This is a genomic window from Eggerthella sinensis (assembly GCF_003339815.1).
GTDB classification, from domain to species: Bacteria; Actinomycetota; Coriobacteriia; order Coriobacteriales; family Eggerthellaceae; genus Eggerthella; species Eggerthella sinensis.
In genome coordinates this window covers 1-14,420 of record NZ_PPTT01000004.1, presented here as the reverse complement: position 1 = coordinate 14,420, position 14,420 = coordinate 1, and the positions used below count along the sequence as shown (strand labels likewise).

The window sequence follows — 14,420 nt, the reverse complement described above, 5'->3', positions numbered from 1 at the left end:
CTACTCCACCGCCTTGCGCGCCGTCGCCGCTTTCGAGGCGGCCTTCGCACCGGGCTTGCGGCCCCGGCCGCCCTCGTCCTCGGCGACGGCGAGGCCGCGGCGCGCCGCCTCGACCATGGTCATCGTCTCACCGGCGAACGCGACGAGGCGCCCTTCGCGCTCGACGCGCTCGGCGGACGTGTAGGTTCCGGACGTGTCCATGGCTAGTCCTCCGCTTCTACGCCGAGGTCGCCGCAGTAGCAGAAGCAGCCGGGCATGTCGACGCGCAGAACGGCGGTGAGCTCGGCCAGGATCGTGTACTGGTTCTGGATGAACTGGCTGTTCGTGAGGCCGACCGTGACCTCCTGCGGGTCGGCGATGTCGAAGCTGGCGCCGCCGTTGTAGTACACGAGAGCGGTCTCGGTGGACTTCGCCGACTCGCCCTCGCCCGCCACGACCGTCATGTTGACGTCCTCGACGACCGTCAGCCCGGCGATGGTGCCGCCGTTGGCGATCTCCGGGAACAGGTAGCGCCCGGTCGAGTCCTTCTCCTCGCTCAGCTCCTCGATGGCGTAGGGGGACAGGCACACGTAGTTCGGCGCGATGCCGGTTGCCACGCGGACCTTGCGCTTCATGGCGCAGAACGTGTCCTTGAGATTCTTGCCCGCGCGCTTGGCGTGCGTGAGGATCCCGGCGGTGTTCGCGACGCCGACGATGCCGGAGCTGTTCGAGCCGCGCAGGGCCGCCTCGTTGCACTTGAGGTCGAGGCCCAGCATGAGGGCGCCGGACACGATGCTGTCGAGCTGCGAGTAGCGGCGCGCCGTCTGCTTCTCGATGGGGATCCAGTGCGCGATGGTCTCGATGTTGGCGACGGCCTTGGTCCACTCGATGGAGGACTCGGGCTTGTCGCCGCTCGTCCAACCGGCCGCCTTGTTGGTCAGGACGGGATGGCGGAAGAAGTGCTCGTCGCCGTCGGTCGTGCCCTTCAGCAGCGTGGCGAGGAAGCCGATCGGCGGGGCGATCGGGGACGGGAGGTCGTACTTGTAGATCTGCGGCGTGGAGAGGCCGGCGACGGCGTTCTCGAGCGCGGCTGCGGCGCGGAAGCCGTCCTCCAGCCCCTTGAACGCGGCGCGGTCGCCGAGGATGCGGCGGCCCACGGTCGCGTTCGCATGGACATCCTCCCGAGCGCCCGCGGCGCGCAGGCGCTCGTTCTCGGCGTTCACGCGCGCGATGGCGTCCATGAGGCGCTCGCGGGTGGCGGCCAGGCGGCCGGACGCCTCGGCGGCCTCGATGTTCTTCCCGTCGGCGGCGAGCGCCGCCACCTGACCCTCAAGGCTGCGGATGGAATCCTGCAGCTGGGCGATGTTAGGCATTTTCTGCCCCTTCCTGTCGGTACAGTTTCGAGTCGATGACGACGAAGCGCTCCTGCGCAATGGGCGGAGTGGCCTCCGGGCCCGCGCCCCCGTCGTTGCCTGAGATGGTCGACGACATGTCACCCACCGCACGGTAAAAGCAGTTGGCGAACTGGATCCGGGACGCTTCGACGGTGCCGACCATGGCGATGGGCGCTCCCTCGGGCGCCGAGTCGATGGTCGCCTTGTCCTGGGTGGCGCATGCCGCCACGTGGACGGCCTCGGCCACGCTGTCCACGAGGCCGTGCTCGAGCGCCTCGTCGGCGGTGTACCAGGTGGTCTTCTTCATGGCTTCGGCGAACTCCTCCTGGCTGCGCCCGCTGCGCTTGGCGTAGATGCCGGCGAGCTGGGCGTTCACCCGATCCATCCAGTCGGCGGTCTCCCGCATGTCCTCAGCCCTGCCGAAGCATCTGCCGGCGGCGTCGTGGATCATGATCCACGCCTCGCTCGACATCGACACCTCGTCGGCGGCGGCCAGGAGGAACGACGCGGCCGACGCTGCCACGCCGTCAACGCGGGCGGTCACCTTCGCATCGTGGGCGCGCAGCGCGCCCATCATCGCGAACGCGTCGAACACGCTGCCGCCGCCGCTGTTGATGCAGAGCGTGATCGGCTTGCCCTTCGCCTGCGCGATCGCGTCGAGCAGCTCCTTCGCGCTCACGCTCTCGCCCCACCAGCTCTCGCCGATGTCTCCGTAGATCGCGATCTCCACCGATTCGGCCTCGTCTTTGACGCTGTACCACTGCCTGCTATCCTTGGGCATCTTCCGCTCCCTTCCTGATCGCTTCGTCTACCAGCCTCCCCGTCGCGAGGTAGGCTCCGGCGTGAGCCGCCGCGAGCTCGACCGGCGCCATGACCGACGCCGCGAACTCGCGGGTCCTGGCGCAGTCGCCGTCGGCGCGTGCGCGCTTCTCTATGCGCTTCCCGGCATCGTCTATCACGGGCCCGAGCCTGCGCAGCGCCCCTTCGACCGCCTTCTCGTCGATGCCCGACACGCCGTCGGACTGCCCCGAGGTGCCCTCGGTCGCCGCTTCCGGCAGCTGGGGCACCCCGTCCTCGTCGAGCACGTAGTAGGCCGTCGGCTGCAGCAGGCGGTCCTGCCCCGGCAGCCAGGGGATGTCCTCCTGCGTGGCGCAGTAGGCGCGCGTGAATATCCCGGCGTACACGCCGATGCGGTATCCCTCCATGCGCGCCTTGAAATCGCCGCGCAGCAGGCCGTTGACGTTGAACTTGAGGCGGAACCCGCTGTCGGAGCCGCCGAGGGACACCGCACGGTCGAGCACGGGCTGGAACGCCTGCTCGATCGACGTCACGTCGGGCAGCACGGTGTTCTTCACGAAGTCGATCTCGCTGCCGGTGGCGGTGGTCGCGGCAGCCTTGTCGTCGGCGTACACGTGGTGCATGTCGACGTGGCACGCGCGGCAGACCTTCTCGAGGACGAAGCGCTCCTGGGCGACGATGTCCATGCCCGCGAGCGTCAGTTCCACCTCGTGGTACTTGAGGCCGCGGTCGAAGATGCGGATGCTGCCGGCGTTCTCCGGCCCGCGCGTCGAGTCGAGCGACTCGCGCACCGCCTTGACATCGCCCGCGTCGAGCTTGCCCTCCGTTTCGAGCCAGCCCGGGAAGTGGTTGCCGTTCTCGACCAGCGTTCGGTAGAACCTGACGAGGTCGACGGACAGGCCGATGTCCTCGGCCGCCAGCTCCACGATAGAGCGCCCCGTCCTGCCGCCGTCCTCGCTCGCGTCGGTCTTGATGACCACCACGTCGTCCTCGCGGCACGTCCACGGGTCGTTGAAGTAGTCGCCCGCCGCCGAGTACGTCGCCGTGCCCGTGGCGCGGTCGAAGCTCGAGCTCACGTGCGACAGGACGGGGCGAAGCTCGCGGACGTCGCCCGTGAGCTCGTCGCGCACAGCCTTTACGTACGCCGTGCCGAAGACGTCGCGCCGGATGACCGCCCACGCCACGAGGTCGCCCCAGGACATGAGCGCGTTCGGGCGGTGCAGCACGGCGCTCAGCGGATGGCCCTCCGCCGGCACCCGCCCGTTGTCCTCCCTCCTGAGCACGGACACCGGAAGCGAGCGCATCGCGCGCGCCTTGACCGTCTCGCACGCCATGAAATCGTTCGACAGCAGCGCGCCGTAGCGGTCGATGCGCGCCGGCGCGGGCATCGCGTCGACGAGCCCGAGCTGGCTGTAGGAGCCGCCGCCCGGCGGCGATGTTCGCGCCATGTCGTCGACGGAGGTCCGGGCGTCGCCGTTCCACCATGCCGCAAGCGCCTCTCTGATGGGTCGCATGTGCCTCCTTTGCATCACCAGGCGATGGTCGCGCAGCTGTCACACCCGCCACACGCCGCCGGTCTCGGCGAACGACAGGGACTCGGGCATCGTCGCCGTCATCCACCTCGCCATGGCGGCCGCGACCGCGGCGTCGATGCGCTCGGTGCCCCGTCCGTGCCGCTCGCAGGTGAACCTGGAGCCGAACGGCTCGCGCTCCAGGTCGCGGCAGTTCGACAGGTGGTCGGCCAACTTCGGGCACCCTTCGAGCGCGCACGTATGCGACCTGACCGTCTGCACGACGAGGGCGCACGCCGGGCACATGACCTTGTTCGACTGGGGAACCTCGTAGATCTCCACGCCGTAGTCGTCCTGCAGGTGCTGCGCCATGAGGAGCAGCCGGGCCGGGTCGATGCCGACGGGGCACTTGTAGCGCTGGCAGAGCTCGGCTATCAACTGCTCGATCTGGCCGAGCGGGTAGTACCCCGACTCTCCCGGCTCGTCGAACACCCACTCGGCCCAGCAATCGACGCCGTCGTTCAGCTGGTGCGCCACGATCGCGAACGCGTCGCCGGACGTCGCCCCGTCCACCGCGAGGCAGAACCTGCGGGAAGGGTCGAACCCGTTGCCCAGGCGCTGGCACGCGCGGATGTCGGACATCTTCATGGAGCGGTCGGCCGACTTCTCGAGCGGGAAGCGGTTGAGGATGTAGCGCTCGAAGGACGCCCTCGACTTGTTCCGGCGCTCCTTCCTGACGTTCTCGACGGAGTGCCACGACATGGGGTGCACGCGACGCCAAACCGCCTCGTCGTCGATGTCCTCGTCGTCGCGCGCGCCGAGCCACGCGACGTGGGCGTGCGGGTCGTCCCTGAGCTCGGGGAGGACGTCCCAGAGAAAGCCGCTGCGCGCCTTGGCGGCCGTCGTGATGATGATGGTGAGCGCGTTGAATATCTGCCCCTGCCCCGACGTCACCGCCTCGTAGAGGGAGCGGTCGCGGTAGACGTGGGCTTCGTCGAGGATGCAGACGTTGAAGTGCCACGACTGCATGGCCTCCTCAGAGTAGGGCATGACCATCATCTGCGCGCCGGTCTCCCTGTTGACGATCGCGTCCTTCCGGATCTCCCAGAGCGCGCGAAGCTCGGGATCCTGCCTGATCATCGACTTCAACTTTCCGAAAGCCTTTCCGGCCTGGGTCTTGTTCGCGGCGATGATGCCGTACTCCCCCGCGTGCGTCGGCTCCATGTTCACGATCGTGAGCAGCGTCCCGCACGCGAGGTCGGACTTTCCCCCGTCGCGCGGCTCGCCGAACACCACGATGGACTTCGACCGCTTGAACCGCTTGAGGTCGCCCTTGCCGACCATGCGCCCCTGGGCGAACAGCGGCCTCCAGAACATGTCGCGCTGCCACGGCTCGAGCCGGAACGGCGCCCCGAAGAACTCGTTGTCGGTGTGGCGGACGTGCGTCGTCAAAAACGCCTCGTAGGCGTCCGCCATGAATATTCCCGACTTGCTGCAGCGTACCTTGTCGACGCCAGGCGCGAAGTCAGCCGCCATCGCCGGCCCTCATCTCCCTCATGGCGGCCATGACCTTCTTGGGGATGTCCGCCGCGAGCGAGGTGGTGGCGGCCTGCGTCAGCTTCAAGCGCTCGGCCGTGAGGGTGTCGAGGCCCAGCACGCCCGACAGCTGGCGCATCTGGTTCGCCGCCTGCGCCCACGTCTTGATGTCGGGGTGCTGGCGCAGGTCGCCCGCCGCCGTGGTGGTGTTCGTCTGGATGGTTCCGTCGCCGTTCGCCATGTTGTCGAGCGCCTGGCGGCTGATCGCGTAGGCGACGCAGTACTGCTCGATCAGCGGGAGCTCCTGGCGCCGGAAGCGGGTCTGGTTGTCCATGACGAGGTGCCACGCCTGCTCGGCGTAGGGGTTCATCGCGAGCATCGGCGGCATCTCGATGGCCTCGCCCGTCTCGGCGTCCACCGGGACGATGTGCGCGAGGTCGGGCATCTTGGCGAGCCTCGCCTCCGGCTTGCGTCCTCGGCTCACAGCCCCGCCTCCCTGAGCACGTCGTCGATGCCCTGAGCCACGCGCATGCACATCGCGCGCACGGCCGGTTGCCCGTTGAGGGCGTAGCGCCTGAGCGAGGTCGAAGCGGCGCGCGCCTGCATCACGGCGTCGGCGATGTTGTCCACGGTCGCCGGCTTCGGCGCGACGGGGTGCGGCGGCGCCATCCTGACGGCTTGGATGACGTAGCCGAGGTCGTCCTCGAGGGCGCGGCGCCGGTGGGACGCGGCGCGGCAGGCGCTCGAGCAGTACACGGCCGTCGAGCGCTGGGCCGCGAACCTGTTTCCGCATACGGGGCATGTCTTGGTTTTCTCCATGGAGCACATGGTCGCGGCAGTGTCACCCGGTAGCGTTCGTTAGCGTTCGCCGGGGCGTCCAATTTCGCGGAAACAGAACTTACAGGGTGGCGCGCGGTGGGGATCTGCGAGCGGAAGCTATTGCGACCCCTCTCCCCTTCGACGCTCGGCGTCGATGCGGGCATGGGCCGACGCGGAGAGCAGCACGAGGTTCGCCGGGTCGTCCGAGCCGCCGTCGCACAGCGCCGTGCGGTGGTGGACGCCGGCCCCCGGCTGCACGATGCGCCACGTCCCGTCTCGCTTCACGGCCACCTGCTCGCCGGTGGCGGCGCACCTCCCGCCTTGCCGCTCCATCGCCTGCTGGCGGGCCTTTCGGTAGGCCGAGCCGTAGCCGTCGGCGCGCCACGGCTCGGACGCGAGCCGCTCCGCGTCGGGCCTGCGGCCCTGGCGCATGCGCGGCTGCGCCTCGGTCACCACCTTGCAGCGCGTTCCGTCGGGCACCAGCCGGGGGATCCTCAGCTTCCTGGCCATGTCGTCTCCTGTCGCTCATGCGGCGAGGCCCGCGCCGATGCCGGTCGCGGGCCTGCCGAGGAGGGTGTGGGCGCCACGTCGCGTGGCGGGGCCCATGATGCCGGAGCCGTCACCGGGGATGTTTTCGTATTGTAAGAAAGCAATCATTGCTGACCTCATTACCGTATGTTAGAGTGCGCGCCAAGAGGGGATGAGAGCACAGGAGGGATCCATGGGACACAACAGACGGCAGCTCGCAGAGCACATCGTGCCTCTTTCGGAAGCTGACAATTTCGATGACGCAAAATCGGAATGGATCGTTGTCAAATTCGAGTGGCACGAGGAATCGGGTAATTGCCCGTGCGGCCATTACATCAAGGAATTCTGCTTCATACGAAACACGCTCAACGGGAACGAAACTTACGTTGGCAACGTGTGCGTGAACAAGTTCATGGAGATAGACACCGGAAACGTGTTCGATGGCTTAAAGCGCATCAAGGCCGACCCCTATGCCAACGCGAACGAGGATCTCATCGAGTACGCTCGTAGCCAAGGCTTTTTGTACGGTGAAAAGGAATATGACTTCCTGATGAACACGAGGCGGAAACGCAACCTTTCGGAAAAACAACTCAAATGGAAACGGAGTATCAATCGAAGGATACTGGAGGGCATTGTCGTCGGCGGCAAATGATTGGCCTCTGGGGCTGAGAACAAAAACCGCCCTGTAGGGCGGTTGAAGGGATGCTAAAGAAGTTGAGTCACTATTGCTGCGTTGGCATGGACGACTGCATACTTGTCGAGTCCTAAGTACGCTCCAGCTTCTTTTCTATCTTCAGTTATCACGATAAGCTTGTAAAAACTCTGCTCCTTTTCGTAAACGTAATAGACGCTTGAATTCGAGCTGACGTTGTGAACTACTGGCATTTCGGCTCCTCCTTTCTTCGCTCTATCATATTACCGCCTCAAACCGGGTCCCGCCATCTTCGCGAAACTCGGTCATGGCCGATTGTGTATGCCTTGTGGAGGATCACCATTATGCGTTCGCCGGTATCTCCTCCATCCTCACGTAGATCCCCGCAGGGTCGCTCCACAGCTTCGCCGTCGTATGCAGCGCGATGCGGCTGTCGTCCTCGAAGTAGCCGAGCTTCGCCATCACGTCGAACACGGTCTTCTCCACGTTGTCGGCGTCCGGCTTGGAAGCGTGGGGCGCCCCCTGCGGGTGCTTCCCGCCCGTCGGCCAGCAGATGCGCATCTCCAGGCGGACCGGGCCCCGGAGGGGCGTCTCAGGGGCGTGCGGGGCCAATCGCGCGCGCCATGCCGCCTCCGCCTCGACGAGCTCGGCCGACTTTCCGATCCTCGACGCCTTGCCGTAACGGTGGATCTCGAGCGCGTTGTGCGTCACGGTCGGCGGCACCATCGGCTCGAAGAACTCGATCATGGCTCAACCACCTTCGCACGCAGACGGTCGCGAAACTCTTCGTCGGCATCGGCGCACGGGTTTCCGAACGTCATCGGGCATTTCATGGCTACTCGCCCCCTATCGCTTCGAGCGGCTTGCGCTTCATCTGGCCGAGCCGTGATTCAAGCGCGAGCAGCCGCTGCCAGTAATCCGGCAGATGGTCGTGGATCGCCTTTAGCTCGCGCTGGTTCTTGTTGCGACAGCACCAGCAGCTCACGCGGTCGAGCACGTCGTACAAGCGCATGCCGCCCTCGCTCCATTCGTGGCCGCGCTCGTAGCACGCAGCCAAGCAGTCGGCCTCGGTCATGCCCCAGTCAGCGAGGGGATGGGCTATGTGGTCGTAGCGCTTCTTGGCAAGGCGCGCCGTCTCGTCGGATGCTATCCCCACGTACTGCACCGTCGCGCCCATCGCCTTGGCGTGCTTGTCTATCGCAGCGGTTTTCTCGGACGTGCCCCAACGGCAGACCCCGCCACACCACCCGTAGCCGTACGCGTGTACTTCGCCTGTCGCGCGCGAACGGACGGGACGCACGAGCATGTTGTAGAAGAACGGATCTCTCGGCCGCAGCTCCGTGTAGGCGATGCCACGCTCTCTCAGCAGGGGCAGCGTCGCGTCCCGTTCGGCGTAGATCGCGCGGAACTCAGCGCCCGTGTCGTAGAACACCACCTCGTCGAGCGGCATGCCGCGATCTATCAGCAGATGAAGCATGGCGAGGCTGTCCTTGCCCCAGGAGACGGATGCTATATGCCAGCTCACTTCGCGCCTCCCGTCGTCCGGGTGTGCAACTCCTGCTCGCGGCGCGCAATGTCCATGTCCTGGGCGATGGCGCAGTTTGCGACGCCGTAGTGCTCGCAGGGTTTTTCGTTGCCGATGAGGGACGGGCACGCCTCGCAGTCGCAGCCATCGCATCCCCAATAGCCCTCGAACTCCTCGCCCTTGTCCCAGTCGATGCGCTTCTGGGTGTCGGGCGGGGTGTGGGAAATGCTGCTTGCACTCAAATATCCGCAGGTGGTCTCGATGCCGTCGCGTGCCAGCGCGCAGACATGGAATATGCCGCCCGACTCATCGTAGACCGTCTGCCCGACCTCGATTGGCTTGCCGTCGGCTCCCAGCACCGCAGGCTTCGGCGCACCGTCGATGGCCTTGCGGATACTGCCGCCGATGCTCGCGATGATGGCCTGCATGACGGCGCCGTTGCGAATCAGGTACGGCATGGCGTTGTTCGGCACGAATCTATCGGCTGCGTATTTGAGAACATCATTCGCCGTCCCGTCGATGCACACCCATTGAACGAGACTATCGGCCAGCTCCCGCAGCGCCGCCACGTCCACGTCCTGCTTGCGATAGCCGCGCTCGACTGCGATCAGATCGAACACCTCCGCGTCCACCTTGCCCGCGATGTCGTTGATTGCCTCCGCGTCGAACCGCATGATGGCGCGAACGCCGCCATCGTCCATCTCGATGTCCGTCCTGACGAACCTCCCGTATTCCATAACTGTTACCTCCTGAGTAGTGATTGATTTTGATTTTCGACGCTTTGTCAAGGACAGGGGAAGGGAGGACGGCGGGCGCAGCTTTAGCCCGCCTTCCTTCACCCCTTGACCCTGGGACAGGGACACCCTGCTAATTACGTAGTAATTAGGTTTGTCTGTCCCTCGGGTCAAAGTCGGTATTTCACGAGTTTGTCCCTCAGAGGGACAGGGACACGATTTCCCGAGATTGTCCGAAAGCGACGGACGGACAAAACCGGCGGCGCGCGCCTTTTCGGACGCCCGGACGGGACGCGTGTCCCTCCGATTCTGTCCCTTCATCGCGCATCGCCCTTCCTGCCGATCTCTCCCTCGTCGATCCAGTACCCACCGTGCTCCTTGACCCGCCGGCGGACGGTCTTCTCGGCAACGCCCATGTACTCGGCGACGTCCCGCAGCGTGACCTTGCCGCCCGCGTCGCACGACGCGAACGCCTCGTCCAGCGCCGCCTTGCGCTCCTTCGACCTGTCCTCAGGCGTCTTCTTCTTGCCGAAGTTGCGCTTCCACGGCGGCGCCTCGCCCTCGCTCTCCAGGTCGCCGAGCGCGCCCGTGGCGTCCGGCCGGTGCACCGGGTAGTCGAACCACAGGTTCAGCGGCTCGAAGCGCGGGAACTCGCGCAGGGTGCCCTCGATGCGCCACGCAGTGCGCCCTGCGGCCGCCTTGCGGGCCGCGGCCACCTCCGCGAGCATCGCCCCCTCGGCGGCGCGATCGCCGCCCAGGAGCGCGCGTGCGGCGTCCAGGAAGCGCTTGGCCGTCACGCGGTCGTCGGGGGCAACGACGTCCTCCCAGCCGGTGGGGCCGAGCTCGCCCATGGCGCGCTCGAGCGCCTCGCACACCGCGGCGTCCTCCTGCTGCTGGCGCAGCGCGTCGGTCTGCTCGAGCTCGATCATGTCCAGCAGCGCGTCAGGGTCGCGGGCGAACACGCCCGAGCCGCTCACGCGGTCCATGGAGCGCTTCCCGCCCTGGCTGCCCTTGCTGTGATGGTGGCAGTACACGACGGCGCACCCGAGCTCGGTGGCCACGCGGTCGAACTGGTTGCAGAACGCGGCCATCTGGTCGGCCGAGTTCTCGTCGCCGGTGATCACCTTGTAGATCGGGTCGATCACCACGGCGATGGGCCGCGTCTTGAGGGCGCGCCGTATGAGCGACGGGGCCAGCTTGTCCATGGGCTTGGACTTGCCGCGCAGGTTCCACACGTCGATGTTCCGCAGGTTCGCAGGCTCCACGCCCATGGCGGCGTAGACGTCGCGGAAGCGGTGCAGGCAGCTCGCCCGGTCGAGCTCAAGGTTGACGTAGAGCACGCGGCCCTGCGCGCAGCCGAAGCCGAGCCACCCAACGCCCTCGGCTATGGCCACGCACATCTCGATGAGCGCGAAGGACTTGCCGGCCTTGCTGGGGCCGCCGAGCATCATCTTGTGGCCCTGGCGCAGCACGCCGTCGATGAGCGGCGGCGAGAGCTCCGGCAGGTCGTCCCAGACGCCGGCGAGCGACTCGGGGTCGGGCAGGTCGTCCGACTGCTCCTCCACCCACTCGCGCCACTCGTCCCACGACTCCTTCCCGACGTCCTTCGCGACTATGAACTGCTTGGATCCGCCGCGCTCGAACCCGGGCATCCTCGAAAGGCGGCTCGGGTTCTTGTTCTGCGTGTCCAGGTCGAGCCCGTTCTCGCGGCACACGCGGTACAGGTACTCCACGCGCTTCTGGTACTCGCCGTAGTCGGGCGCGTCCACCCTCACGATCGCGTGGATGCTCTTGCCCCCGCTGTGCACCATGACGGCGATGGGCAGCTCCAGCTCTTCCATGATCGCGCGCTGCTTGCCGAGGCTCATGTTGTCGGATTCCACGAGCGCGTAGCGGAACTCCGTGACGTTGGCGTTCTTGACGCCGGCGCCGTCGAGCGGGTTGAAATGCACCCATGCGCCCGCCTCGGGGTTGGGGTCGCCGAACACCTCCTCGACGTTGCCCTTGCGCGACAGCTCCTCGACGAGCTGCCCGGCCGTGCGGTCGTAGTAGCCGCGGTTCCTGGGGATCCACCGCCCGTTCTTCTGCCACGCCTCGACGACGTAGCCGACGTTCTCCTCCGCGTCGAACAGCGCCTCTATGTACTGGACCGCCTGCGACACCGGGTCCCACTCGGCCGGCTCGGCGACCTCCGACGCCTCGACCCACGAAGGGTCCACGACGCGCTCGCGGCACGTGATCGCGGAGTCCCATCCGTACGCCTCGTCCGACCCCTCGGGCGCGGGCGGGCGCCATCCGGCGTCCTTGGCCATCTGCACGATCGTGCCGCCCGTCACGGGCGTCGCCGACCCTCCGAAGCCGTCCCACTTGCGCCGCATGGCCCCGTTCCCCTTGTAGCGCACTGCGTCCCCGCTGCTCCACGAGTCCCAGACGTCGAAGCCGTAGCCCTCGTGCTTGAGCGCCATGCCGACCTGCACCCAGTCCGAGTACTCCATCGTTTCGGGCGACAGCGCCGCCAGGCACGCTGCGAGGTCGTATCCTTCGGCAGCCACGCGATCACGCCCCCCTCGGGTCGTAGGTCGCGGGGTCCACCGACGACGGCGTGCGCCACCCGTTGGCCGCGATTCGGCTGATCATCCTCGTGGCCGCGTCGAAGGTCCACTCGCCCACGCGGCGGAAGTCCCGCTGCTCGAGCTGGCGTATCTGCTTGGGCGTCGCCAGGCCCTCCGCGCGGCGCTTGGACAGCTTGTCGAGGATGAGCGATGCCTTGCCCGAGCACTCCACCTCGTCGGGGCAGATGCCGGCCTTCTCCAGCGACGCCTTCTGCGCGTCGCTCGCCGGCGCCATCTCCCAGGCGAACTGCGGGACGTAGCCCGACAGGTCCTCGGCCGCTATGCTCATCTCGAACTGCAGCGGGTTGACGAGCTTGCGCTTGCGCTTGCGCATCGCCTCGAGCTGCTCGGCGAGCGCACGCTCGCGCTGCTCCACGACGTCCTCGGCCGCGGCGCGCTCGGCCTCCCCGAGGTCCTCGGGGCACCCGGCCGCCTCGAGGCGCTCGGTCATGGCGCGGGCCACGTCCTCGCTCTCCGCGATCAGGTGCGCCGGGCGGCACAGCTCGTGGCGCTCCACGTGCCACAGGAAGTCGAGCAGCAGCAGGTCTGCCTTGCCGGTCCCCGGCGACAGGCGCGTGCCGCGGCCGACCATCTGGCAGTACAGCGAGCGCACCTTGGTCGGGCGCAGCACCACGACGCAGTCCACGCTCGGGCAGTCCCACCCCTCGGTGAGCAGCATCGAGTTGCACAGCACCGCCCCGCCGCCCGCGGCGTCGAAGGCGGCGAGGGTTTCCGAGCGGTCGGCGCTCTCGCCGTTGACCTCCATCGCGTTCAGGCCGCGCTCCGCGAGGATCCCGCGGAACTTCTTGGACGTGGCCACGAGCGGCAGGAACACGACGGTCTTGCGCCCCATGCACCCCGCGGCCACCATCTCGTCGGCGATGCGGCCCAGGTACGGGTCGAGGGCCGTGCCGAGGTCGCCGGCCGAGTAGTCGCCCGACTGCACCTTGACCGACGACAGGTCGATGGCGAGCGGCACCGTCTGCGCCTTGATGGGGCATAGGTATCCGTCCCTGATGGCCTGCGGCATGGTGTACTCGTAGGATATCCTGTCGAAGTACGCGCCCAGGTCCCTCCTGTCCCCTCGGTCGGGCGTGGCCGTCACGCCGAGAACGTCGGCGTCGGGGAAGTGCGAGAGCACCGCCTGGTAGCTGTCCGACAGCGCGTGGTGCGCCTCGTCAACCACGATGAAATCGAACCTGTCGCTCGAGAAGCGCTTGAGGCGGCTCTCCCTCATCATCGTCTGCACGCTGCCGACGGTCACGAAGTTCCACGTGCCGACGCACGTGCTGCCGGCCTTCTCGACCGAGCACTCCATGCCCGTCGCCGCGCGGATCTTGTCGGCGGCCTGGTCGAGCAGCTCGCCGCGATGGGCGAGCACGAGCCCGCGCCGGCCGCGCTCCACCTGGTTCTTGGCGACGTTGGCGAACACGATGGTCTTGCCCGTGCCCGTGGGCAGGACGAGGAGCGCCTTGCGCGCCCCGCCCTGCCAGTCCGCCTCGATCGCCTCGACCGCCGCCTTCTGGTACGGCCTCAGCTCCATCTCCCTACGCCCCCGTCGGGAAGCTGAACGACGGCTGGACGGGAGTCGGGGCGGGAGCCGGGGCAGAGGCCTGCGCCGAGGCCGCAGGCGCGGGCGGCAGGAAGCGCCTCACGTCGTTCGCGTCGCGCGTCTCTCCGTCCTTGGTGTACTGCCGGCGCTTGAGCGTGCACGTGCCCGAGCGCCCGACGATGGCCGTCCAGTTCGGGACGAACTCCTCGGCTCCCGGGTCGACGAGGCCCAGGCACACGAACAGCGACTTGATCTTCCACGCGTTCTTGCGGTTGAGGAACACGTTCTCCTTGATGTTGGCGTCGCCCAGGTCCTCGCCGCCGTGCACCGTCAATCCGACGACGGCCTTGGGGCACGGCTTGGTGCCCTTCTCCGGATTGCCCTCGTAGCGCCCGCGCTCCAGCGAGACCACATCGAAGGGGTACTCTCCCTCCGGCAGGACGTTGAACCCTCCCTCGTCGGCCTCCTTGCCGATAGGGCTGTCCCAATCGTAGACATCTGCTTCGGTCATATCGTCTCCTGATCTCTCGGATTGCTCTTAAAAGGGGATGCTGTCGGTGTACGGCCTGCGCTCGTCGATCTTGGCGAGAACGTCGGGCCACGAGGCGGCGAGGTACGCCGCGAAGTCGGCGGGGTACACGGCCACGGGCGTCTCGGATGTGCAGAAGCCCATCTGGCCGCAGGCGTCCTGCAGCTGGGCGTCGTTGACGCCGGAGGAGGCCATGAGGCCGCGCAGCGGCTTGAGGTGCTCCGGCTCGGCGGGGGTCGCCTGCGCAGGCG

16 protein-coding genes are annotated in these 14,420 nt (G+C 67.3%); 1 reads left to right on the top strand and 15 read right to left on the bottom strand.

The window, feature by feature from the left end; genetic code table 11:
- The 8 genes from C1876_RS02870 to C1876_RS02840 form a co-directional block, all read right to left on the bottom strand.
- Positions 1 to 201 carry a hypothetical protein gene (locus C1876_RS02870; protein ID WP_114545223.1) on the bottom strand — a complete coding sequence of 67 codons (201 nt, stop codon included), beginning with the start codon at positions 199 to 201 and terminating at the stop codon, positions 1 to 3.
- A gap of 2 nt (positions 202 to 203) precedes the next feature.
- Positions 204 to 1,352 (bottom strand): phage major capsid protein, encoded by a 1,149-nt coding sequence (locus C1876_RS02865; RefSeq protein WP_114545222.1) that lies wholly within the window; start codon positions 1,350 to 1,352, stop codon positions 204 to 206.
- Complete coding sequence (locus C1876_RS02860) at positions 1,345 to 2,154, bottom strand: head maturation protease, ClpP-related (protein WP_114545221.1); 810 nt, start codon at positions 2,152 to 2,154, stop codon at positions 1,345 to 1,347. The genes C1876_RS02865 and C1876_RS02860 overlap by 8 nt, the downstream gene beginning before the upstream one ends.
- Positions 2,141 to 3,685, bottom strand: coding sequence for a phage portal protein (locus C1876_RS02855; RefSeq protein ID WP_158544575.1), 1,545 nt, complete (start codon positions 3,683 to 3,685; stop codon positions 2,141 to 2,143). Before C1876_RS02855 ends, C1876_RS02860 begins: the two co-directional genes overlap by 14 nt.
- A 39-nt stretch (positions 3,686 to 3,724) precedes the next feature.
- Positions 3,725 to 5,218 carry a terminase large subunit domain-containing protein gene (locus tag C1876_RS02850; protein WP_114545219.1) on the bottom strand — a complete coding sequence of 498 codons (1,494 nt, stop codon included), beginning with the start codon at positions 5,216 to 5,218 and terminating at the stop codon, positions 3,725 to 3,727.
- Complete coding sequence (locus tag C1876_RS17575; RefSeq protein ID WP_158544573.1) at positions 5,208 to 5,702, bottom strand: P27 family phage terminase small subunit; 495 nt, start codon at positions 5,700 to 5,702, stop codon at positions 5,208 to 5,210. Before C1876_RS17575 ends, C1876_RS02850 begins: the two co-directional genes overlap by 11 nt.
- The gene (locus C1876_RS17570) at positions 5,699 to 6,037 is read right to left on the bottom strand and encodes a DUF2256 domain-containing protein (protein WP_158544572.1); all 339 of its coding nucleotides are present in this window, start codon (positions 6,035 to 6,037) and stop codon (positions 5,699 to 5,701) included. The genes C1876_RS17575 and C1876_RS17570 overlap by 4 nt, the downstream gene beginning before the upstream one ends.
- A 117-nt stretch (positions 6,038 to 6,154) precedes the next feature.
- Positions 6,155 to 6,547 (bottom strand): HNH endonuclease, encoded by a 393-nt coding sequence (locus tag C1876_RS02840; protein ID WP_148044575.1) that lies wholly within the window; start codon positions 6,545 to 6,547, stop codon positions 6,155 to 6,157.
- 211 nt (positions 6,548 to 6,758) lie between these two features.
- On the opposite strand from C1876_RS02840, the gene C1876_RS02835 reads away from it, so the two are divergent.
- The gene (locus C1876_RS02835) at positions 6,759 to 7,217 is read left to right on the top strand and encodes a hypothetical protein (RefSeq protein WP_114545216.1); all 459 of its coding nucleotides are present in this window, start codon (positions 6,759 to 6,761) and stop codon (positions 7,215 to 7,217) included.
- 342 nt (positions 7,218 to 7,559) lie between these two features.
- Here C1876_RS02835 and C1876_RS02825 read toward each other — a convergent pair whose 3' ends face one another.
- From C1876_RS02825 to C1876_RS17560, 7 genes are all read right to left on the bottom strand, one after another.
- Positions 7,560 to 7,964 (bottom strand): RusA family crossover junction endodeoxyribonuclease, encoded by a 405-nt coding sequence (locus C1876_RS02825; RefSeq protein WP_114545214.1) that lies wholly within the window; start codon positions 7,962 to 7,964, stop codon positions 7,560 to 7,562.
- 88 nt (positions 7,965 to 8,052) lie between these two features.
- Positions 8,053 to 8,742: a phosphoadenosine phosphosulfate reductase domain-containing protein gene (locus tag C1876_RS02820; protein ID WP_274542576.1), complete on the bottom strand. Its 690-nt coding sequence runs from the start codon at positions 8,740 to 8,742 to the stop codon at positions 8,053 to 8,055.
- Positions 8,739 to 9,479 (bottom strand): hypothetical protein, encoded by a 741-nt coding sequence (locus C1876_RS17565; RefSeq protein ID WP_158544568.1) that lies wholly within the window; start codon positions 9,477 to 9,479, stop codon positions 8,739 to 8,741. The genes C1876_RS02820 and C1876_RS17565 overlap by 4 nt, the downstream gene beginning before the upstream one ends.
- Before the next feature lie 314 nt (positions 9,480 to 9,793).
- Positions 9,794 to 12,028 (bottom strand): AAA family ATPase, encoded by a 2,235-nt coding sequence (locus tag C1876_RS02815; RefSeq protein ID WP_211309491.1) that lies wholly within the window; start codon positions 12,026 to 12,028, stop codon positions 9,794 to 9,796.
- Between the two features lie 4 nt (positions 12,029 to 12,032).
- Positions 12,033 to 13,631 (bottom strand): DEAD/DEAH box helicase, encoded by a 1,599-nt coding sequence (locus tag C1876_RS02810; protein WP_114545212.1) that lies wholly within the window; start codon positions 13,629 to 13,631, stop codon positions 12,033 to 12,035.
- Between the two features lie 4 nt (positions 13,632 to 13,635).
- On the bottom strand, positions 13,636 to 14,151 hold the full coding sequence (locus tag C1876_RS02805) for a hypothetical protein (protein WP_114545211.1): 516 nt from the start codon (positions 14,149 to 14,151) through the stop codon (positions 13,636 to 13,638).
- Positions 14,152 to 14,178: 27 nt separating this feature from the next.
- The coding region (locus C1876_RS17560; protein ID WP_158544566.1) for a hypothetical protein at positions 14,179 to 14,420 on the bottom strand (242 nt) is incomplete at its 5' end.